This is a genomic window from Hymenobacter lapidarius, from assembly GCF_001816145.1.
Taxonomy (GTDB): domain Bacteria; phylum Bacteroidota; class Bacteroidia; order Cytophagales; family Hymenobacteraceae; genus Hymenobacter; species Hymenobacter lapidarius.
In genome coordinates, this window is record NZ_MDZB01000175.1 from 74,815 (window position 1) to 95,099 (window position 20,285).

The 20,285-nt window shown below is 59.2% G+C and carries 18 protein-coding genes; 12 read left to right on the forward strand and 6 right to left on the reverse strand.

Annotated features, from left to right (window positions below):
• Nucleotides 1–72: 72 nt before the first annotated feature.
• Nucleotides 73–1,011, reverse strand: coding sequence for a lysophospholipid acyltransferase family protein (locus tag BEN47_RS19725; protein ID WP_239691677.1), 939 nt, complete (start codon nt 1,009–1,011; stop codon nt 73–75).
• A complete protein-coding gene (locus BEN47_RS19730) occupies nt 1,008–1,889 on the reverse strand; it encodes a hypothetical protein (protein WP_070731086.1) in 882 nt (293 codons plus the stop codon). The genes BEN47_RS19725 and BEN47_RS19730 overlap by 4 nt, the downstream gene beginning before the upstream one ends.
• An 89-nt stretch (nt 1,890–1,978) precedes the next feature.
• Between BEN47_RS19730 and BEN47_RS19735 the strand changes: the two genes are divergently transcribed.
• The 3 genes from BEN47_RS19735 to BEN47_RS19745 all read left to right on the forward strand — a co-directional run bounded on the left by BEN47_RS19735 (nt 1,979) and on the right by BEN47_RS19745 (nt 7,724).
• Complete coding sequence (locus tag BEN47_RS19735) at nt 1,979–2,653, forward strand: WbqC family protein (protein ID WP_239691678.1); 675 nt, start codon at nt 1,979–1,981, stop codon at nt 2,651–2,653.
• 173 nt (nt 2,654–2,826) lie between these two features.
• On the forward strand, nt 2,827–5,436 hold the full coding sequence (locus BEN47_RS19740) for an ATP-dependent Clp protease ATP-binding subunit (protein WP_070731090.1): 2,610 nt from the start codon (nt 2,827–2,829) through the stop codon (nt 5,434–5,436).
• A gap of 143 nt (nt 5,437–5,579) precedes the next feature.
• A complete protein-coding gene (locus BEN47_RS19745) occupies nt 5,580–7,724 on the forward strand; it encodes a S9 family peptidase (RefSeq protein ID WP_083322623.1) in 2,145 nt (714 codons plus the stop codon).
• A 131-nt stretch (nt 7,725–7,855) separates the two neighbouring features.
• On the opposite strand, the gene BEN47_RS19750 is transcribed toward BEN47_RS19745, so the two are convergent.
• Nucleotides 7,856–8,284, reverse strand: coding sequence for a hypothetical protein (locus tag BEN47_RS19750; RefSeq protein WP_070731092.1), 429 nt, complete (start codon nt 8,282–8,284; stop codon nt 7,856–7,858).
• A gap of 215 nt (nt 8,285–8,499) precedes the next feature.
• Here BEN47_RS19750 and BEN47_RS19755 point away from each other — a divergent pair, with 215 nt between their 5' ends.
• The 3 genes from BEN47_RS19755 to BEN47_RS19765 all read left to right on the forward strand — a co-directional run bounded on the left by BEN47_RS19755 (nt 8,500) and on the right by BEN47_RS19765 (nt 12,122).
• Nucleotides 8,500–10,068: an acyl-CoA carboxylase subunit beta gene (locus BEN47_RS19755; protein WP_070731094.1), complete on the forward strand. Its 1,569-nt coding sequence runs from the start codon at nt 8,500–8,502 to the stop codon at nt 10,066–10,068.
• Nucleotides 10,069–10,191: 123 nt separating this feature from the next.
• A complete protein-coding gene (locus BEN47_RS19760) occupies nt 10,192–11,262 on the forward strand; it encodes a M42 family metallopeptidase (RefSeq protein WP_070731096.1) in 1,071 nt (356 codons plus the stop codon).
• Between the two features lie 56 nt (nt 11,263–11,318).
• The gene (locus BEN47_RS19765; RefSeq protein ID WP_070731099.1) at nt 11,319–12,122 is read left to right on the forward strand and encodes an ABC transporter substrate-binding protein; all 804 of its coding nucleotides are present in this window, start codon (nt 11,319–11,321) and stop codon (nt 12,120–12,122) included.
• On the opposite strand, the gene BEN47_RS19770 is transcribed toward BEN47_RS19765, so the two are convergent.
• Nucleotides 12,106–13,350, reverse strand: coding sequence for a 3-phosphoshikimate 1-carboxyvinyltransferase (locus BEN47_RS19770; RefSeq protein ID WP_070731103.1), 1,245 nt, complete (start codon nt 13,348–13,350; stop codon nt 12,106–12,108). The genes BEN47_RS19765 and BEN47_RS19770 overlap by 17 nt on opposite strands.
• A gap of 122 nt (nt 13,351–13,472) precedes the next feature.
• The gene (gene aroB, locus BEN47_RS19775) at nt 13,473–14,513 is read right to left on the reverse strand and encodes a 3-dehydroquinate synthase (protein WP_070731106.1); all 1,041 of its coding nucleotides are present in this window, start codon (nt 14,511–14,513) and stop codon (nt 13,473–13,475) included.
• A 177-nt stretch (nt 14,514–14,690) separates the two neighbouring features.
• Between aroB and BEN47_RS19780 the strand changes: the two genes are divergently transcribed.
• From BEN47_RS19780 to BEN47_RS19790, 3 genes are all read left to right on the forward strand, one after another.
• A complete protein-coding gene (locus tag BEN47_RS19780; RefSeq protein ID WP_070731109.1) occupies nt 14,691–15,119 on the forward strand; it encodes a hypothetical protein in 429 nt (142 codons plus the stop codon).
• A gap of 124 nt (nt 15,120–15,243) precedes the next feature.
• Nucleotides 15,244–15,696 (forward strand): hypothetical protein, encoded by a 453-nt coding sequence (locus tag BEN47_RS19785; protein ID WP_070731111.1) that lies wholly within the window; start codon nt 15,244–15,246, stop codon nt 15,694–15,696.
• Nucleotides 15,697–15,769: 73 nt separating this feature from the next.
• Nucleotides 15,770–16,177: a hypothetical protein gene (locus BEN47_RS19790; RefSeq protein ID WP_125921836.1), complete on the forward strand. Its 408-nt coding sequence runs from the start codon at nt 15,770–15,772 to the stop codon at nt 16,175–16,177.
• Here BEN47_RS19790 and BEN47_RS19795 read toward each other — a convergent pair.
• Nucleotides 16,172–17,299 (reverse strand): chorismate mutase, encoded by a 1,128-nt coding sequence (locus BEN47_RS19795; RefSeq protein ID WP_070731117.1) that lies wholly within the window; start codon nt 17,297–17,299, stop codon nt 16,172–16,174. The genes BEN47_RS19790 and BEN47_RS19795 overlap by 6 nt on opposite strands.
• Nucleotides 17,300–17,443: 144 nt before the next feature.
• On the opposite strand from BEN47_RS19795, the gene BEN47_RS19800 reads away from it, so the two are divergent.
• From BEN47_RS19800 to BEN47_RS22745, 3 genes are all read left to right on the forward strand, one after another.
• Nucleotides 17,444–18,643: a proline dehydrogenase family protein gene (locus tag BEN47_RS19800; protein ID WP_070731120.1), complete on the forward strand. Its 1,200-nt coding sequence runs from the start codon at nt 17,444–17,446 to the stop codon at nt 18,641–18,643.
• A 234-nt stretch (nt 18,644–18,877) separates the two neighbouring features.
• Nucleotides 18,878–19,246 (forward strand): hypothetical protein, encoded by a 369-nt coding sequence (locus BEN47_RS19805; RefSeq protein WP_070731122.1) that lies wholly within the window; start codon nt 18,878–18,880, stop codon nt 19,244–19,246.
• Between the two features lie 157 nt (nt 19,247–19,403).
• Nucleotides 19,404–20,231, forward strand: coding sequence for a hypothetical protein (locus BEN47_RS22745; RefSeq protein ID WP_317039540.1), 828 nt, complete (start codon nt 19,404–19,406; stop codon nt 20,229–20,231).
• The last annotated feature ends 54 nt before the right edge of the window (nt 20,232–20,285 follow it).

Consider the following 20,285-nt stretch of genomic DNA (forward strand, 5'->3'; position numbering starts at 1 on the left):
TGCACAGGTCGGCTTTTTTTATATTTAGAAGGCGACCAGATTAAATCCAGTCTACTAATCAGCACTCAACCCTTAAACCTCAACACTTCTTTTGTGTTTCCAGCGGCGGTGCGTCCACAGATACTGCTCGGGCGCAGCCCTGATGTCGCGCTCCAGGTGCCGCACGAAGGCGTCGGTAATGGGGAATTCATCAGCGGGCAGCGGCGCTTCGCCATCGTAGAGCTCGGTCAGCACAATTTCGTAGTAGCCGCGGCGCACCCGCTTGATGCTCACGTACACCACCGGCGCCTTAAACCGGGCCGCCAGACGGTCGGCACTGGTATAAAAGCCGGAGTCCTGGTTCATGAAGGTGGTCCAGTAGGGCCGGTCTTCGGGCCCCGCCGCCTGGTCCGACAGCAGGCTTACCACGCGCGGCTCGCCGCGCCGCTGCACCATGTCGCGCAGGGTGTCGCGCATGGGAATGAGGCCGGCGCCAGTGCGGGTGCGCAGCTCATTCATAAAGCTTTCAAAAAACGGATTGCTCAGCGGCTTGTACACTCCGTCTGCCTCGGCCGACAGCCACACCGCCCCGGAGGTCAGCACCCATTCCCAGTTGCCGGCGTGCGACGACAGCCCCAATGCCATGCGCCCGGCCCTGAAATAGCGCTCCAGCACGTCCGGGTTGCGAAAGAGCACCCGCTTTTTCAGCTCTGCGTCCGACATGTGCGCCAGCTTGATGGTCTCGACCATCACCTGCGCAAAGTGCCGATAAAACCCCTTGCCGATGCGCTCGATTTCGGCCTCCGATTTTTCGGGAAAAGAATTGCGCAGGTTTTGCAGCACCACGGGCCAGCGGTAGCGAACCACGTAGGCCAGCAGCAAGTACAGCCCCTCGGCAATGACGTATAGCACCCCGAAGGGCAGCCACGCCAGCCCCAGCAGCAGCCACCGCAGGGGTTGGTAGTACCACGGGTAGGGCAGCCGCGGGGCCGCGCGCTGGGCAGGGTTGGGCGAAATCGTGCGGCTTCTCATCGGGGGACGGCGGCACCGGCTGGTGCGTACTCTGCGGTGGCCCGCTCGCCCACCACGCGGTGCCCGGCCAGCAGCTTTTTATTGCCGGGGCCGCCGTATACTTCTATAAACAACGTGAACGGCCCCTCCGGCAAGGGCCCCATGGGCAGCTGGCCCACCACCGTGGTTGGGCGGCCACTTTGGGGCGTGAGCTCGCCGTCGGCGTCGGCGGCTGAGCCATCGGGCGTGGTGAGGTGGTAATGCACCCGTAGGGCCTGCGTGGTGGGCGCGTTGTGCAGCTCGGTGTAGAAGAATAGGTTTTCGGTGCCCCGGGAGTAGATGTTGCCGGGCGTGCGGGTGAGGCGGTAGCCGCCCCGGGAAAAATTATCGGTGCCCCCATTCTTGGCCGCGGGCATGGCCAAGAGCACGATATCGGAGAAGAACGGCCCCGTGGGACCCTCCAGGACCAGCGGCTTCTCCACGGTGGTTTCGCCTCCGGCGCTGCGGTACTGGTCTTTCACGGTGCCGCGCAGGGTGTACTTGCCATCGGGCAGCAGTATTCTTTTCACAAAGCTCTGGGGGTTTTTGATGGCAATGGTGGTGTCATTGAGCACCGGCGGCTTCAGGGTAATCACCTCGCGGTAGGCGGGCTTGCCGTCGGCTTTGAGCACTTCCAGCGTGACGGTGGCCGCCGACTGAAACGCCCGCGGCGCGCGCTGCCGGTAGGTGAGCGACTGGGTGGGGATGGTGACGTAGATTTCGACCTCCGCGCCCTTCTCCACCTTGTTCAGGTTGCGGAAGCGGGCCACGTCCAGCAAAATCTGGGGCGGGCCGGCCTGGGCGGCCGGGCACCAGGCCAATGAGAGCAGTGAAGCAGTAACTAGCAGGAAAAAACGCATGGCACAAAAGTAACGATGGGAGGCCGGGCCTTACCCGAACCCGTTCTTTACCTAAAATCCGTGCCACCCGCTAACCCCCGACGCCTTCCGTGATTCTACTCACCGAAATTCAGTACCACCCGCCCGCTGCCCTCTTCGCCGAGCTGCTGCGGGCCGATGGCATCCTGCTGGAAGCCCACGAGCACTACCGCAAGCAAACCTACCGCAACCGCTGCCTCATTCGCACGGCGCAGGGCGTGCAGCCCCTCACCGTCCCGGTAATCGACGGCAACCGGGCCGAAAAAGTCAGCATTGCAGCCATTGAAATTGACTACCGTCAGAACTGGATTCACCGGCACTGGCGCACCTTGCAGACGGCGTACGGAAATAGTCCGTATTTCGAATATTACGCCGACTACCTGCACGATATTTACGTAAGTAAACCGAACCTACTTTTCGAGCTGAATCTGCAGTTTTTACAGCTCATGCTGCGCTGTTTCCGCCTCACCCTGCCCCTCCACTTCACTCACGAATATCTCCCCACCTACTCCACGCAACCTTATTCAGAAGAATTTGGTCTTACCAGCAGTCAATCCATCATCACCGACCGGCGCGACTGGTTGACACCCAAGGCCAACGCCAAAGCAGTGGAAACTGACAGTCCGGCAGTTCATCCACTGGTGCGGCCGTACCCGCAGGTGTTTGGCCCAGGTTTTGAGCCGGGGCTGAGCGTGCTGGACCTGCTGTTCTCGCAGGGCCCGGCCGCCGGGCAGTTTTTTCTGTAGAACATGCTTCAGCTTGTTCTCTGCTGTTTTAAATTAAGGCGCAAGCTGAAGCGTGCGCTACATTGCCCGAACCTTCGCCCGAGACTGCTTGTTTTCAAACCACATCAGCCCAACCCGTACTTCGTGTATTCTCCCGACGCGGGGCTATTTGATTTTTCACTACGTTTATTGGCATGGAAGCTAAATTCTCAAACCGCGTCAAAGAGGTTATTTCCCTCAGTCGGGAAGAGGCCATTCGTCTCGGCCACGACTACATCGGTACCGAGCACCTGCTGCTCGGCATGATTCGCGAGGCGGAGGGCACGGCCCTCGGCCTGCTGCGCAAGCTGGGCGTGAGCATCGACGAGCTAAAGTTCTCGTTGGAGCAGGCCACGCGCAACACCGCGACCCAGGGTACCAGCATCACCGGCTCGATTCCGCTCACCAAGCAGACCGAGAAGGTGTTGAAAATAACCTATTTGGAGGCTAAAATTTTCAAGTCCGAAATTATCGGCACCGAACACCTGCTGTTGTCCATTCTTCGGGATGAGGATAACATCTCCTCTCAAATTCTCTCCAAGTTTAACGTGAACTACGAAACTGTGCGCGACTCACTGGACTACCATGGTAACGCTTCGCCGAGCCCCAAAGCCGGCCCCGATACCGACGACGACGACAACGACAAGCTCTTTGGCTCCTCCGGCCCCGCCGGACGTGGCGGTGCCGGCAGTGCCGGTGCCGCAAAAAAGCCCGGTGAAAAATCGCGCACCCCGGTGCTCGACAACTTCGGCCGCGACCTCACCAAAATGGCTGAGGACGACAAGCTCGACCCCATTGTGGGCCGCGAAAAGGAGATTGAGCGCGTGGCCCAAATCCTGAGCCGCCGCAAAAAGAACAACCCCATTCTCATTGGTGAACCCGGTGTGGGCAAAACGGCCATCGCCGAAGGCCTGGCCCTGCGCATCATCCAGAAGAAAGTAAGCCGCGTGCTCTTCAACAAGCGCGTCGTGACCCTAGATTTGGCTTCGCTGGTGGCTGGTACCAAGTACCGCGGCCAGTTTGAAGAGCGCATGAAGGCCGTGATGAACGAGCTGGAGAAGTCGCCCGATGTGATTCTGTTTATCGACGAGCTGCACACCATCGTGGGCGCCGGCGGTGCTTCGGGCTCGCTCGATGCGTCGAACATGTTCAAGCCGGCTTTGGCCCGGGGCGAGATTCAATGCATCGGCGCCACCACGCTGGATGAGTACCGCCAGTACATTGAGAAGGATGGGGCCTTGGCCCGTCGTTTCCAGATGGTAATGGTGGACCCCACCACGCCCGAGGAGACCATCGAAATCCTGCACAACATCAAGGACAAGTACCAGGACCACCACCACGTGGTGTACACCGATAAGGCCATTGAGCAGTGCGTAATGCTGAGTGACCGGTACATGAGCGACCGGTTCCTGCCGGACAAGGCCATCGACATTCTCGATGAAGCCGGTGCCCGCGTGCACATCAACAACATCGTGGTACCCGAGGACATTCTCACGCTCGAAGAGCAGATTGAGAACATCAAAGGCGAGAAAAACCGCGTGGTGAAATCGCAGAAATACGAGGAAGCCGCTAAGCTCCGCGACACCGAGAAGAAGCTATTGGACCAACTCGAAACGGCCAAAAAGAGCTGGGAAGAGGAAACCAAGAAGAAACGCTACACGGTGAAAGAGGAGAACGTGGCCGAGGTAATCGCCATGATGACCGGCATCCCCGTTTCGCGCGTAGCCCAGAACGAAAGCCAGAAACTCCTCAACATGAACGAGGAACTGCAGGGCAAAGTAATCGGCCAGGACAAAGCCATCAAGCAGCTGGTGAAGGCCATTCAGCGCACCCGCGTGGGCCTGAAAGACCCAAAGAAGCCCATCGGCTCGTTCGTATTCCTGGGCCCGACGGGCGTGGGTAAGACGGAGTTGGCCAAGGTGCTGGCCTCCTACCTGTTCGACAAGGAAGATGCGCTGGTGCGCGTGGACATGTCAGAGTACATGGAGAAATTCAGCGTATCGCGCCTGGTGGGCGCGCCTCCCGGCTACGTGGGCTACGAAGAAGGCGGACAGTTGACGGAGAAAATCCGCCGCAAGCCTTACTCGGTTATCCTGCTCGACGAAATTGAAAAGGCGCACCCGGACGTGTACAACCTGCTCCTACAGGTGCTGGACGACGGTATTCTGACCGACGGCCTCGGCCGCAAGGTGGACTTCCGGAACACCATCATCATCATGACCTCCAACATTGGGGCGCGTGACCTGCAGGACTTCGGCGCTGGCATCGGCTTTGGTACCAAGGCCCGCGAAGCCAACATGGACGAGCTGACCAAGGGGACCATCACCAACGCCCTGAAGAAGACGTTCTCGCCCGAATTCCTCAACCGTTTGGATGACGTTATCGTCTTCAACTCGCTGGACAAAAAGGATATTCACAAAATCATCGATATCAGTCTGGCCAAGCTTCTTTCGCGGGTGCAGGCCTTGGGCTACCGTATTGAACTGACGGAAGCCGCTAAGGATTTTGTGTCGGAGAAAGGCTATGACCCCAAGTACGGTGCCCGGCCCCTGAACCGTGCCATTCAGAAGTACATTGAAGACCCGATTGCGGAGGAAATCCTCAAAGCACAGGTAGTACACGGCGACACGATAACGGCCGATTACACCGAGGGTGCCGAGGAGCTGACTTTTGCGGTGAGCAAAAGCGGCGAGGTGCAGAACCTGGCCAGCGACGAGCGGCCGGCCGAAACGCCGGAAGCGCCCGATACGGATGCCAAAAAATAGCGTGTAACACATGCGGTAGCTTGTGCACATCATTGAGAAAGCCGGTTCCAGTAATGGGGCCGGCTTTTTTGTTGTCAATCTGTTATCTTGAGCCCTGGTTTTGACTGATACCAAAAGATTAGTAGTACATTAAATCATTCAGCATGAATTTCCTGCAAAGAGCAGCTCTGGCCGGAGCTGGTGCGGCCATCACCAGCAGCGCGCTGGCCCAGTCGGCCCCGGTGGCTCCCATCAAGCCCAAAGTATTTACCGACTTCGGCGTGGTGCGCACCGATAATTACTACTGGCTGAACCAGCCCACCAGCCCCGAGGTCCTCAAGTACCTCAATGCCGAAAACGCTTACTACGACAAGCAAATGGCGGCGGCGCAGAACTCGCAGAAGAAGCTGGTGGCGGAAATTAAAGGGCGCATTAAGCAGGAAGACGCGTCGGTGCCGTACCGCGACAACGGGTACCTGTACTACTCGCGGTTTGACCTGGGCGGCGAATACCCGGTGTACTGCCGCAAAAAAGGCAGCACCGTTGAAAGCGAAGAAGTGCTGCTCGACGCCAATGAGATGGGGGCGGGCCGCTCCTATTTCCAAATCGGTGACTGGGCCGTGAGCGACAATAACCAGCTGCTGGCCTACACCGCCGACACCGTGAGCCGCCGCCTCTACACGCTACGGTTTAAGAACCTGGCCACGGGCAAGCTCTACCCAGAGCGCATTGCCAACACGGGCGGCGAAGTGGTGTGGGCCGCCGACAACAAGACGGTTTTCTACACCAAAAAAGACGTGACCACCCTGCTGCCCTACCAGGTATACCGGCACACGCTGGGCACCGACCCCAAGGGCGATGCCCTGATATACGAGGAGCGCGACAACACCTTCAACCTGCACGTCACGCGCTCCAAGTCCAAAAAATTTATTGGTATAGAGTTGGTCAGCTCGTTGTCTTCGGAGTACCGCTACCTGGATGCGGCTACGCCCACGGCCCCGTTTAAAACCTTTATTCGCCGCGAGAAAGACCACCTTTACAACGTGGAGCACCTGGGCGATAAATTCTACGTGCGCACCAACTGGCAGGCGCCCAACTACCGCCTGATGATGACGCCGGTAACCAACACGGCCAAAACCGCTTGGACCGATGCCCTCACCCGGCACCCCGAAATATTTCTCGACAATTTCGACCTGTTTCGCGACTACCTAGTGCTGAACGAGCGCAAGGGCGGCCTGCGCCAGCTGCGGGTGGTGAGCTGGAAAGACAAGCAGGAGCATTACCTGAAGTTTGACGAGCCGGCCTACACCGCCACCATCGGCATCAACGCCGAGCAGGACACGCCCCTGCTGCGCTACAACTATACCTCGCTGACCACGCCGATGTCGACCTTCGAGTACGACATGGGCACGCGCACCAGCACCCTGCTCAAGGAGCAGGCCGTGCTGGGCGGCTTCAGCAAAAAAGACTACGTGACGGAGCGGGTGTTTGTAAAATCGCGGGACAACCAGTTCATTCCGATGTCCATCGTGTACAAGAAAGGCACGAAACTGGACGGCACCGCGCCGCTCCTGCAGTACGCATACGGCTCCTACGGTTTCTCGCAGGACCCCACCTTCAGCGCGGCGCGGCTGAGCTTGTTGAACCGGGGCTTTGTGTACGCACTGTGCAACATCCGCGGCGGCCAGGAAATGGGCCGGCAGTGGTTTGAAGACGGCCGGATGCTGAAAAAAATCAACAGCTTCAACGACTTCATCGACTGCTCCCTGTACCTTACCAAGCCACAGGAGGCCACCGTGGGCACCACCAAAGTCAAGCAGCAGTACACCGCCACCGACAAGCTATTTGCCATGGGCGGCAGCGCCGGCGGCCTGCTTATGGGCGCCGTGATGAACATGCGGCCCGACCTCTACAAGGGCGTGATTGCGGCCGTGCCGTTCGTGGACGTGGTCACCACCATGTCGGACCCCAGCATCCCGCTCACCACCAGCGAGTACGACCAGTGGGGCAACCCCGCCGACGAGGAGTACTTCAAGTACATGCTCTCGTATTCGCCCTACGACAACGTAAAAAAGCAAGCGTACCCGAATACGCTCGTCACCACCGGTCTGCACGACTCGCAGGTGCAGTACTTTGAGCCCGCCAAATGGGTAGCCAAGCTGCGTGCCATGAAAACCGACAAAAACCAACTCATCATGCACACCGACATGAGCGCCGGCCACGGCGGCGCGTCGGGCCGCTTCAAGTCCATCGACGACACGGCGCGGCAGTACGCGTTTATGCTACAGCTGCTGGGCAAGAATCTGTAATTCTGACCTTGGTCACTCCTCAAGCTGAAATTGAAAAAGGCCGGCTCCCACAGTGGGAGCGGCCTTTTTTCTACGTGCTATTCAACCCTCGCAAGGAGGCAAGTGGCAGCGTTTCGGGCTTGACTCGCCTTTTACTGCAGCAGGAAAATCAAACTGCTGAACCCCGTGGTGGGTGGCAGTTCAGCGGAGTATTTTATCTGCTGCTCGGTCTCCTCCAGCAACTTGAATTTTTGGCCGTTAATTCTCAACTCTTTGGTTGCGCGGTTGATGCTGTAGGCCTGGGTAATGGTCTGGGGCTCATTTTGGCTGCATTTGGTTGCTCCCTGATTGATGAGCACCATGCCATCGGCAGCAAATGTGAATGTGTCGTCCTGCTCACAGCTCTGCACTGGGTAAAAACTGGCGTTGGCAGGGTTAGCAGGAGGATTTTTGTCCTGTATTCCCCGTTTCCAGGTTTTGGTTAGCAGGGCCTCTTTGACCTGGGGTGCGGAGGCATTTTTTTCGCAGCTCGTAAACACGAGTGAAGTGGCAGATGCCAGCAGCAACAGTAGGTGCTTCATTGCTTTCTTATTGTCTATTATGGTAGATGGTAGGCTTTTTTTTCACAAAGTACTCACCTGGCCCGGTACCTCACCCGGGTAGTTTATTTTGTCCCGAAGTGCTGGCTTCAAAGCCGCCAGCCGCCCTAAATCTGGTTGCGGCTTCTTTAAGCGGGCGCGTTACCTTTGGGTTGCTGAATTTACCCAGCTTCTTTCGTCACCTCCCAAGCCCACCCATGCCCGACCCGCACGCCCACGCCCACCTTTCCAAAACCGAACTGCTCGCTCGCAAAAACGAAGAAGCCCTCCTCGGCGGCGGCCAGGCCCGCATCGATTCCCAACACAAAAAAGGCAAGCTTACCGCCCGCGAACGGGTTGATTTGCTGATGGACGAAGGCTCGTTCGAGGAAATCGGCAAGTTTGTGATGCACCGGGCCAAGGACTTTGGCCTCGACAAAGAACACTACCTCGGCGATGGCGTGGTGACGGGCTACGGCACCGTGAACGGCCGGCTGGTGTACGTTTTCTCCCAGGATTTCACGGTTTTCGGCGGCTCGCTCAGCGAAACGCACGCCGAAAAAATCGTGAAAATCATGGACCTCGCCATGAAGAACGGCGCGCCCGTCATCGGCCTCAACGACTCGGGCGGCGCCCGCATTCAGGAAGGCGTGGTGAGCCTGGGCGGCTACGCCGACATCTTCTATAAGAACACCCTGGCCTCGGGCGTGGTACCGCAGCTCTCAGCCATTATGGGGCCGTGCGCGGGCGGCGCGGTGTACTCACCGGCCATCACCGACTTTATTCTGATGGTGGAAGACACGAGCTACATGTTCGTGACCGGCCCCAACGTGGTGAAAACCGTGACCCACGAGGAAGTGACCAGCGAAGAATTGGGCGGCGCCAGCACCCACTCGGCTAAAAGCGGTGTCACTCATTTTTCGTGTGCCAATGAGGTCGTGGCCATCACCCGCGTGAAGCAGCTGCTGAGCTACATGCCGCAGAACTGCGAGGAAACCGCCCCCACTCAGCCCTACGAAACCAGCGGCGACGAAAGCCGCCCGGCGCTGGACCGGCTCATTCCCGAAAATGCCAACCAACCCTACGACATGCGTGAGGTGATTGAGGGCATCATCGACACGGATTCCTTCCTCGAAGTTCACCAGAATTTTGCGGAGAACATCGTGGTCGGGTTCGCCCGGCTGGCCGGGCGCAGCATTGGCATTGTGGGCAACCAGCCGGCCGTGCTAGCCGGCGTGCTCGACATCAACGCCAGCATCAAAGCGGCGCGCTTCGTGCGCTTCTGCGACGCGTTCAATATCCCGCTGCTGGTGCTGGAAGACGTGCCCGGCTTCCTGCCCGGCACCGACCAGGAGTGGCGCGGCATCATCACCAACGGCGCCAAGCTGCTCTACGCTTTCTGCGAAGCCACCGTGCCGCGCATCACCGTGATTACCCGAAAGGCTTACGGTGGCGCTTATGATGTAATGAATTCCAAGCACATCGGGGCCGACATGAACTACGCCTGGCCCACGGCCGAAATCGCCGTGATGGGCGCCAAAGGCGCGGCCGAAATCATTTTCAAGCGCGAAATCGCGGCCGCTGAAGACCCCGCTGCCAAGCTTCAGGAAAAGGTAGATGAGTACCAGGAGAAGTTTGCCACGCCGTACCGCGCCGCCCATCGCGGCTTTGTGGACGAGGTGATTCTGCCCTCGCAAACCCGGCAAAAGCTGATTCGGGCCTTTAAGATGCTGGAGAACAAAGTGGAAACCATGCCGCGCAAGAAGCACGGCAATATTCCGCTGTAAAGCCTCCTGTCATACTGACGAAGGAAGCACCTTATCGCGGCTGCTTTCGTTAGCACTACTTTCTACCCGAGCGTTGCGAACGTGATAAGATGCTTCGCAAGCTCAGCATGACAAACGACAATAATGCGTCCCGAATCCTTCGCCTTTCTCCAGACTTACCTCAACAATCCCTCCCCTACCGGCTTCGAAAAAGAAGGCCAGAAGCTGTGGCTGGAGTACATCAAGCCGTACATCGACGAGTATTTCGTGGATACCTACGGCACGGTGGTGGGCGTAATTAATCCCAAAGCGAAATACAAGGTGGTCATTGAGGCGCACGCCGATGAGATTTCCTATTTCGTGAATTACATCACCAAGGAAGGCTACCTCTACCTGCGCCGCAACGGCGGCTCCGACCCGCTGGTGGCGCCCAGCAAGCGGGTGAATATTTTCGGTGAAAAAGGCATTGTGAAGGCCGTATTTGGCTGGCCAGCCATTCACGTGCGCAAGGTGGAGCAGGACAAGGCGCCCACCATCGAAACCGTGTTTCTGGACTGCGGCGCCAGCAGCGCCGACGAGGTGGCTGAAATGGGCGTGCACGTGGGCTCCGTGGTCACGTTTGAGGACGAGTTCACGGTGCTGAACGAGAAGTTCTACGTGGGCCGCGCTCTCGACAACCGCGTGGGCGGCTTCATGATTGCCGAGGTGGCCCGCATGCTGAAAGAGAATAAGAAGAAGCTGCCTTTCGGCCTCTACATCGTGAACGCAGTGCAGGAGGAGATTGGCCTGCGCGGTGCCGAGATGGTAGCCCACCGCATCAACCCCGACGTGGCCATCGTCACGGACGTGACGCACGACAGCCAGTCGCCGATGTACGAGAAAAAAACGGCCGGCGACATCAGCTGCGGCAAAGGCCCGGTAATTACCTACGGCCCGGCCGTGCAGAACAACCTGCGCGACCTCATCATCGACACGGCCAGGAAGTCGGACATCGCCTTCCAGCGCGCCTCCGCTACCCGCGCCACCGGCACCGATACGGACGCCTTTGCCTACTCCGGCTCCGGCGTGGCCTCGGCCTTGATTTCGCTGCCGCTCAAGTACATGCACACCACCGTGGAAACCGTGCACCGCGACGATGTGGACAACGTGACCCGCCTGATTTACGAAACGCTCCTGCGCATCGAGGATGGCCACGATTTCCGGTATTTTGTCTGATTTTTTGAATAACTACCTGTCATCCTGTGCTACGCTCAGGATGACAGGTTTTCCACATGGAACTACCGCCGCTTCCCGCTCTCCCGCTCACGGTGACCGACCAAATGGGCCGGCGGGTAGCGGTGCCGTTCCCACCGCAGCGCATCGTGTCGCTGGTGCCTTCCCAAACGGAATTACTGTTTGATTTGGGCCTGGGTGCCAGGGTGGTTGGAGTTACCAAATTCTGCATTCATCCGGCCGAGGCCCGCACCAAAACCGTGGTGATTGGCGGAACCAAAAACTTCGATTTTGAGAAAATAGCCGAGCTAAAACCTGACCTGATACTCGGGAACAAGGAGGAAAACTACCAGAGCGGCATCGAGCAGCTGGCAGCCTTCTATCCGGTGTGGCTGAGCGACATCGGCAACCTGCCCGAGGCGCTGGACATGATGCGTCGCGTGGGCTTTATCACCGGTGACAAAGAGCGAGGAGAAGCACTGGCGGCGGAGATTGACGCTTCGTTTGCCGCACTGGCCGCCCCGGCCGCCGAGGCCGTGCCGGTGGCGTATTTCATCTGGAAAAAGCCGTACATGGTAGCTGCCGGCGGCACTTTCATCGACGATATGCTGCACTGGGCCGGGTTCAGCAACGCGTTTGCCGCTTTGCAGCGCTACCCGGAAGTAACTGCCGAGCAGCTGGCCGCCGCCGCTCCCCAGCGCATATTTCTTTCCTCTGAGCCCTATCCGTTCGGCGACAAGCACGTAGCCGAGTTCCAGGAAATATGCCCTGGCGCGAGCATAGAAATTGTCGACGGCGAGCTGTTCAGCTGGTATGGCAGCCGGCTGCGCCAATCCGCGGCTTACTTCAGTCGGCTGCGGTAATGGTGAAGCCGCTTTTGGCGAGCTCACTCCAGAATTGCGGGTAGGATTTTTTCACCACCGTGGGCGACTCAATGGTGAGCGGCCCGCGCATGGCAAGCGGCGCAAAAGCCATGGCCATGCGGTGGTCGTGGTAAGTGGCCACCGACTGCCCGTTGACGGCAAACCCATTCGATTCGGCCCGAAAACGGCCCGCTGCAATCTCCCGCAAGCCTCCGCCAAACTTGGCCAACTCCGTTTGCAGCGCGTCAATACGGTCGGTTTCCTTGATGCGCAGGCTTTCGAGGCCCGTCATTTCTACCAGAATGCCGCGCGCGGCGGCCACTACGGCTACGGTCTGCGCCAGGTCCGGGCAGTCGGTAAAATCAAACGCGAGGGCCTGCGATTCGGAAGCAGCGGCGTGCTGCTGGAGGTGCACCCCATCCGGCAAAAAAGTGGTTTCTATTCCGAAATGCGCCATCATGGCCACAATGGCCTGGTCGCCCTGCAGCGACGTTTGGCGCAACCCCAGCATGGTAATTTCCGAGCCGGCGGGCGCCAGCGCCACCATGGCGTACCAGTAGCTGGCCGCCGACCAGTCCGACTCCACCGTATAGTCGGTGGGGCGGTATGCGCCGGGCTGCACCAGCAGCGTGTCGCCCTGGGCCGCGCAGGCAGCGCCGAATAGCTGCATCAGGGCCACGGTCATGTTGATGTAGGGCCGCGAGCCAACGTGGCCTGTGAGCTGCAGGCGCAGGCCGCCGGGCAGGCGCGGCCCCACCATGAGCAGCGCCGAAATGTACTGGCTGCTGATGTCGCCACGCACGGCCAGTGCCGTGGGACCCGTAGTGGCGGGGGCGGCCGTGAAGCCCGCCAGCTCCAGCGGCGGGTAGCCTTCATTGTTCAGGTAGCTACTGCGGGCGCCGGCCTGCCGCAGGGCATCCACGAGCACGGCAATGGGCCGCTCCTGCATGCGGGGGGTGCCCGTGAGCTGCCCGCGCCAGTCGGTGACGGTGAGGTAGGCCGTGAGGAAACGCATGACGGTGCCGGCGTCTTCGGCGTCGAGCACGCTGGTGCTGGGCGCGGCGGCCAGCAGGCGGCGCATGAGTTGGGTATCGTGGGCGTCGGAGAGGTTGCTCAAGGTGCCACCACCGGCCAGGGCTTGCAGAATAAGGGCGCGATTGGCTTCGCTTTTGGAAGCCGGAAGTTGGGCAGTGCCGCGAAGCGGACCGCCGGGCCAGGATAGGTGCATCAATGAGTAGTTGTCAGTTGGTAGTTGTCAGTTGCTAGTTGTCGGTTATTTGGTGGTAGCTACTCGTGGTCAATGGTTAGGATGGTTGAACTACCTGACAACTGACAATTAGCAACCGACAACTACAACCGGTGGTAATAACTTAGCGAGTCGGCGATTTCGGCCACCGTCACCGGCTGGTCAAATACCCCGTTGCCGATGCCCTGCAGCAGCGTGCAGTTGATGGTAGCGCCCGAGTTCTTCTTGTCCTGCAGGGCAAATTCAGCAATGGCCGCTGTTTCGAGCCCCACAAAGGCAATCTTATCGAATACAGAGAACACGAACGTTTCAATTTTATCCAGCTCGTCCTCGCTCAGCAGGCCGCGCTTCATGGAGAGCCAGCTCTCGCACACCAGCCCGGCCGCAATGGCTTCGCCGTGCAGGACCTCGCGGCCGGGCTGGATGAGCAGGAAGCTCTCCAGGGCATGGCCCACGGTGTGGCCGAAGTTGAGCAGCTTGCGCGGGCCACTTTCCAGCGGGTCCTGGGCCACGATGCGCTGTTTGAGCGCCACCGATTCGCGGATGATGCCCGTCCAGTCGTCGGTGAGCCAGCCCAGGCGGCGGTGCTCGTCGAAGGCGGCGGCATCAGCAATGAGCCAGTGCTTGAGCACTTCGGCGTAGCCCGATTTTACCTGGCGCGAGTCGAGAGTTTGCAGGAACTGCGGCTCGATGAACACGGCGGCCGGCGCCTGAAAAACACCCAGTTGGTTTTTGTAGCCTTGGAAATCGACGCCGGTTTTGCCGCCTACGCTGGCGTCTACCTGCGCGAGCAGCGTGGTGGGCACCTGCACAAAGCGAATGCCCCGCTTGTAGAGCGCGGCCGCAAACCCGCCCAAATCCGTGACCACGCCGCCGCCCAGGTTCACCAGCACGGCGTGGCGGTCGGCCCGCTGCTCGGTGAGGGTGGTCCACACGGTGGTGCAACTTTCCAGGGTTTTGTATTCTTCCCCGGCCGGAATTTCGATGAGGCAATAATCGGCGGGCAGGTGCTTTTCGAGCAGCGGCAAACACAGGCGCGACGTGTTGCTGTCCACCAGCACAAACACCCGCGTCACGGCCGGGCGGTACAGCAATTCGGCCAGGGCCGGCAGGGCTTCGGGCCCAATCAGAACAGAACTATCCATGGCGCAAAAGTCAGGATAAATTTTTCGGCTACCCACCCCGCGCCGGTGCAACCTTCCGGAGGTGGAGGCGGTCAACAAAATACCTGACTGCAAAAACCGTTCTTTCGGTAATGCTACGCCAGCCGCTGGCTTCCCTGCGCCTGCTTTCCTACAGCGTTTTTTCCTCCCCACCACGGCATGAGCAACTTACTTAGCAGCGTCTTTCTGTTTCTAGCATTTACCTGCGTTTTCACCAGCTGCAAAAAAGATACGGGCGCCGTTCTCGACGAAAACGGCGACACTGCCGGGCTGGTAGGCACCTGGCAGCTCACGCAGCGCGAATGCCTGTGCCCCAGAACCGTGCCCAATGAACTGGTGAAATTCACCGACACCGGCTTCATCTTTCTTACCGACGGGCAACCCAGCGCCTACGGTACTTACAGCGTTGCCCCTGCCGGCGTAGGGGCCGGGGGGCAAGATACGCCGCCGGTGCTGCAGCTTACTTACGCAAACATACCGTCAACCATCCGGAAAGCGGCCATTATCACCCTGACAAGCAACAGCTTGGTGCTGGATTTTGGCATTGCCTTCGATGCCCCCCGCGATACCTACAAACGGCTGCAGTAATGGCTTCTTCCCTTGCCCAGACCGGGAAGCCAGAGGCGCAACCGCCGTTATATTCGGCCCACGCAGCCCCTATGCGCTACTCCCTATGCTTCACTCCGTGCGCCTCCACCTACTTGTTGCAGCAATGATTGCAAGTTCGCTGGCTGGCTGCAACGCTAGCCACGACCCCAAGCCGGACACCATATCCGATGCCGATGTGCTGATGCAAGCCAACGGCTACTGGGAATGGGAAAGCAGCGGAGGATTTCGGTGGCAACGCACACCCGCCAGCGTGGGATTTAGCCGGCAACTGGTGTTTAAGAGCGACGGCAAGGTGCACATTTACCACAACCGCCAGCCCGAGCTTCAGGCCGCGTACCAGCTAAGCACGGGGGTACACGGCAATTGCCAGCCGCCGCAGCCGCAGCCCGTGGCAGTGCCCATGGTTCGGTACACAGCCGAAACCCAATTCCCGAACAGCGACTTGCGCACGTATGGCATTGCGCTTTCGGCCATCGACACCACGCTGTACATTGCCGGTTTGGGGCTATGCGTCGATATTGGCGCGGCAGAGCGGTACCGCTGGCGCAGCAAGTAGTACTTCTGACCAGCACTTTCTATTTCAGCCCAGCGCCCGCAGCCAGAAAGTTCATTCTACAACACCCACTTTTATGAGACACTTATTCCGCCTTTTTCTGCTTCCATTTATCATTTCCGCCGGCTTGTTGGCCGGTTGCAAAAAAGACTCTGACCCCTCCGGCTTGGCCGGCGCTTGGAAACTTACCAGTCGCACGGACTGCTACTGTCCGGCTGGCCAGGTACTGAACGAAACCCTCACCCTCACCAACACACGTTTTTCGTTCACCAGAGACGGCCAAGTTGTTAGCGAAGGCAGCTACAAGCAAGGCACCGGCGCCAAGTGCGGCACCACGGCGCTACTGGCAGTGTTAGCCCTGACCGAAGACGGCAATCAACCCACCTACAAGGTCCCCTTCATACTGGACGGACAAACGCTGGTGCTGGATTACCGCAACCGTTGCATCTCGGACTCTCCCCTCGACACCTACGAGCGGCTATAGGCCCGGCCCCATGTGCGTCACGCCGTCCACTTGCGGGCGGCCGTTCAGCACTTCGGTCTGCTTGCGGATGCTTTCCAGGTGAATGAGCTTGTAGAGCTCGGCCACGAATTTCTGGTTCACGTTGAGCTTGGCCGCCCACTCGGTGCGGGTATTGAAAATCTCCTGCCAGCGGTCGATTTGCAGGATTTTCACGTTGTTCTCCTTCTTGTATTCGGCTAGCTCCTCTACCAGGGACATGCGGCGGGCCAGGGCTTCCACAATCTCGCGGTCGGCCTCGTCCATTTTCTGGCGCAGCTCCTCAGCTTTGTTGAGGTACTCGGCATTGCTGGAGGAGCGGTAGCGGTACTGCAGTTCGTTGAGGATTTCGCCCAGGCGCGCGGGCGTCACTTGCTGCTCGGCATCGCTCAGGGCGCGGTCCGGGTCGGGGTGGGCTTCAATAATCAGACCGTCATAGTCCAGGTCAAGGGCTTTCTGGGCAATGGGCAGCAGCAGGTCGCGCCGGCCGCCAATGTGGCTGGGGTCGCAGATGAGCGGGATGTACGGGAAACGGGTTTTTAGCTCAATGGGCAAAATCCACGTGGGCGCGTTGCGGTAGCGGCTGGGCGCAAACGTGCTGAACCCGCGGTGAATGGCCGCCAAATCGGTGATGCCGGCCCGCTCCATGCGCTCCAGCGCGCCGGCCCACAGAGCCACGTCGGGGTTCACGGGGTTTTTTACCATCACGGGCACGCCGGTGCCGGCCAGGGCATCGGCCAGCTCCTGCACCGCAAAGGGGTTTACGGTGGTGCGGGCCCCCACCCACAGCACGTCGATGCCGTGGCGCAGGGCTTCTTCTACGTGGCGCGGCGTGGCCACTTCAATGGCGGTGGGCAGTCCGGTTTCGGCTTTCACGCGCTGCAGCCAGGGTAGCGCAATGGCGCCCATGCCCTCAAAAGAGCCCGGCCGGGTGCGGGGCTTCCAGATGCCCGCCCGGAACAAGTCAATTTTGCCTAACGCCTTCAGGCCGTGCGCCGTAGCCATTACCTGCTCCTCGGTTTCGGCCGAGCACGGGCCGGCAATGAGCAGAGGTTGGCCTTTCTTAGCCAATAGCTGAGTGAAAAACGTATCAGTAGCAGGGGCCATTACGATAACGGACAGGTGAAAATACCTTCTCGGCCACACCGAAAAGTTAGGCAAACGTAACTCGTTTCCCCGAAACGTTGTTTACCGATTATCTTCGCTCGCCTATCCGCTCCAGGCCCGATTCCCACCTCTCAGCCGCCCCGTATGTCGCCCGTTTCAGCTACCCAAGCCCCGCCGATTTCCTTTGAGGATACCCGCGTGGCCTTCGCCTCTAAGTCCGACGCCCAACTGCGCAAAGTGTATGCGCTGTTTGCGGCCATGAACAACGGCAGTCTCGTGAAAACCGGCAGCGGCCTGATGAAGGCCGCCCTGAAATGGAACCTGCCCGGCACCAAATTCCTCATCAAGCACTCTATTTTCGAGCAGTTTTGCGGCGGAGAAACCATTGCCGAGTGCCGCCTCGTAACCGCTGAGCTGGGCAAGTACAACATCGGCACCATCCTCGACTACTCGGTGGAAGGCGAAGGCAGCGACCGCAGCTACGACCACACCCGCGACGAAATCCTGGCCACTATTGAGGAAGCACACCGTTCCAGGCACATCCCGTTTTCGGTGTTCAAAGTAACAGGCGTGGCCAACGTGGCTATTCTCGAAAAAATTCAGGCCGGCAAGCTCCTCACCCCCACCGAGGAAGCCTCCCACGCCCGCGCCGTGGCCCGTGTGGAGGCCCTGTGCGCCCGCGCCCACCAGCACGGCGTGCGCCTGTTTGTGGATGCCGAGGAAAGCTGGTTCCAACACACCATCGACCAGCTGGCCTACGACATGATGGCTAAGTATAACCGCGAAAAAGCCATTGTCTGGAACACCTACCAGCTCTACCGCCACGACCGGCTGGACGCCCTAAAAGCCGCCCACGACACCGCCGCCGAAACTGGCTACTACATTGGAGTGAAGCTGGTGCGCGGTGCTTACATGGAAAAAGAAGCCCGCGTGGCCAAGCAGCGCGGTTACGAAAACCCCATCAACCCTACCAAACAGGCCACCGACGACCTCTACGACGAGTCGCTGCGCTACTGCCTGGAGCACGTAGACCGCATCAGCACCTGCGCCGGCACTCACAACGAAGCCAGTTCCCTGTACCTCACGCAGCTCATGCAGCAAGCCGGCCTGGCCCCCGGCGACCCCCGTGTGTGGTTTGCGCAGCTCTACGGCATGAGCGACAACCTCACCTACAACCTGGCCAACGCGGGCTACAACACCGCCAAGTACCTGCCCTACGGCCCCGTTGCCGCCGTGATGCCCTACTTGCTACGCCGGGCCGATGAAAACACGGCCATCGCCGGCCAGAGCAGCCGCGAATTCCTGCTCATTCAAAAAGAAATTCGCCGGCGCCAGGGCCGTTAGTTTTTCAGCATAGTAAAGCTTCAAAGGCCGGTTCGCGACATCGTGGGCCGGCTTTTGAGGCTTTTTGGTTCATCCCAGGGTCAACTATTGCAATTTTAGGAACGATTATGGTAATGATAAAGCCCAACGGGGCGAAAATAGTGGATTCTGGGATTCGCCGGCAGTAGGCGCTTCCCATTTAATTTCACTAATTTTCAGGCCCTCAAATCGATTTTGTTTACTTAATACTCTGCTATGATTGGTCGCGTTCGCACGTATTTGATTCGCTACTCTCGGCAACAATCGGGCACCGTGAGCTACCTGACGCTGGTGCAGGAAGCGGAGCTTGGGCTGAATCTGGAAATTTCGCATGAAAAGTCGCGCCTCAACGATATGCTGGCTGAAATTTCCGTGGCCGAGCACGAAGCCGGCCGGCCGCCGCTAAGCTGCCTCGTGAAAGTGCAGGGCTCCAAGGGCCAAGGGGATAATTTCTATAAGCTCTGCGAAAAGATGGGCATGGGCGAATGGCGCAGCCTAAAGCAGGACGAAGACTTTCTAAAGAAGCTCATTCAGGAGTGCCGCGAGTTCTGGCGCGACGAACCTTCGTTCCAGAAATTCGCCTAAAGGGCGCGGATATTGCCCGCTCTCCTTCCGTTGGAAGGTCGACGTTGGGGACAGGCGGAAAATGAGCACGGTGTAACCTCTGCTGCGGTGGCTCCGTTAAGGACATTAACCAGCCGGTAGGTTGGCTTACTTTTCCACATCTTTCCCCCCTTCCACCATGAATACCAACGATCCAAACAACCCGCAAAACACTGGTACCGGCGCAGGCTCTAACTATGGCACCCAGAGCACGGGTACCGGCATGGGCAACAGCACCGGCATGAGCAACGAAGGCACCAGCTACAACGCTGGCACCGGCGTTACCAACAGCGCGGGTACTTCAACCGACGGCGATGATTTCAGCGCAACCGCTAAAGGCGCCGCTATGGCAGGCACCGCTGGTGCTGTAGTAGGCCGCGCCGTGGATGGCGTGCAGAACACCGCCGACCATGCAGCCCACGCCGTGACCGGCGAGTCGTACGACTCGACCCCCAGCACAAACATGAGCGGCATGTTCCGCGACCGTAGCAGCGCAGAGAAGGCTTATCAGTCGCTCTCGTCGCGTGGCTATGGCAAAGACGATGTGAACCTGCTCATGTCAGACGAAACGCGCAAAACTCACTTTGGTGACAACACTCCTGATACCGACCTCGGCGACAAAGCTATGGAAGGCGCTGGCGTAGGCTCGGCCATTGGCGGCACCGCCGGTGCTATCATTGGCGCTATCGCAGCCATTGGTACTTCGGTAGCCCTGCCCGGCTTGGGCCTGATTATCGCCGGTCCGCTGGCCGCAGCGCTGGCTGGTGCCGGTGCAGGTGGCCTCACGGGTGGCCTTGTAGGTGCCCTGGTGGGTTCGGGCATTCCCGAGGAGCACGCTGCTGAGTACGAAGAAGGCATCAAAGGTGGCGGCATCGTGATGGGCGTCAAACCCCGTAACGCAGAAGATGCTAAATACTTCGAAGAAGAGTTCCGTCGCCACAACGGCGACAAGATTTACAAGTACTAAGCTGGTATCTGGCTTCGGCCACTAGCTTCCAAAAAGCCTTTCCCATTCGGGAAA

Bases quoted from the DNA above. Each gene is read 5' to 3' on its own strand.
- BEN47_RS19725 (WP_239691677.1), bottom strand. From the start codon at position 1,011: ATGAGAAGCCGCACGATTTCGCCCAACCCTGCCCAGCGCGCGGCCCCG.
- BEN47_RS19730 (WP_070731086.1), bottom strand. From the start codon at position 1,889: ATGCGTTTTTTCCTGCTAGTTACTGCTTCACTGCTCTCATTGGCCTGG.
- BEN47_RS19740 (WP_070731090.1), top strand. From the start codon at position 2,827: ATGGAAGCTAAATTCTCAAACCGCGTCAAAGAGGTTATTTCCCTCAGT.
- BEN47_RS19745 (WP_083322623.1), top strand. From the start codon at position 5,580: ATGAATTTCCTGCAAAGAGCAGCTCTGGCCGGAGCTGGTGCGGCCATC.
- BEN47_RS19750 (WP_070731092.1), bottom strand. From the start codon at position 8,284: ATGAAGCACCTACTGTTGCTGCTGGCATCTGCCACTTCACTCGTGTTT.
- BEN47_RS19755 (WP_070731094.1), top strand. From the start codon at position 8,500: ATGCCCGACCCGCACGCCCACGCCCACCTTTCCAAAACCGAACTGCTC.
- BEN47_RS19760 (WP_070731096.1), top strand. From the start codon at position 10,192: ATGCGTCCCGAATCCTTCGCCTTTCTCCAGACTTACCTCAACAATCCC.
- BEN47_RS19765 (WP_070731099.1), top strand. From the start codon at position 11,319: ATGGAACTACCGCCGCTTCCCGCTCTCCCGCTCACGGTGACCGACCAA.
- BEN47_RS19770 (WP_070731103.1), bottom strand. From the start codon at position 13,350: ATGCACCTATCCTGGCCCGGCGGTCCGCTTCGCGGCACTGCCCAACTT.
- aroB (WP_070731106.1), bottom strand. From the start codon at position 14,513: ATGGATAGTTCTGTTCTGATTGGGCCCGAAGCCCTGCCGGCCCTGGCC.
- BEN47_RS19780 (WP_070731109.1), top strand. From the start codon at position 14,691: ATGAGCAACTTACTTAGCAGCGTCTTTCTGTTTCTAGCATTTACCTGC.
- BEN47_RS19785 (WP_070731111.1), top strand. From the start codon at position 15,244: ATGATTGCAAGTTCGCTGGCTGGCTGCAACGCTAGCCACGACCCCAAG.
- BEN47_RS19790 (WP_125921836.1), top strand. From the start codon at position 15,770: ATGAGACACTTATTCCGCCTTTTTCTGCTTCCATTTATCATTTCCGCC.
- BEN47_RS19795 (WP_070731117.1), bottom strand. From the start codon at position 17,299: ATGGCCCCTGCTACTGATACGTTTTTCACTCAGCTATTGGCTAAGAAA.
- BEN47_RS19800 (WP_070731120.1), top strand. From the start codon at position 17,444: ATGTCGCCCGTTTCAGCTACCCAAGCCCCGCCGATTTCCTTTGAGGAT.
- BEN47_RS19805 (WP_070731122.1), top strand. From the start codon at position 18,878: ATGATTGGTCGCGTTCGCACGTATTTGATTCGCTACTCTCGGCAACAA.
- BEN47_RS22745 (WP_317039540.1), top strand. From the start codon at position 19,404: ATGAATACCAACGATCCAAACAACCCGCAAAACACTGGTACCGGCGCA.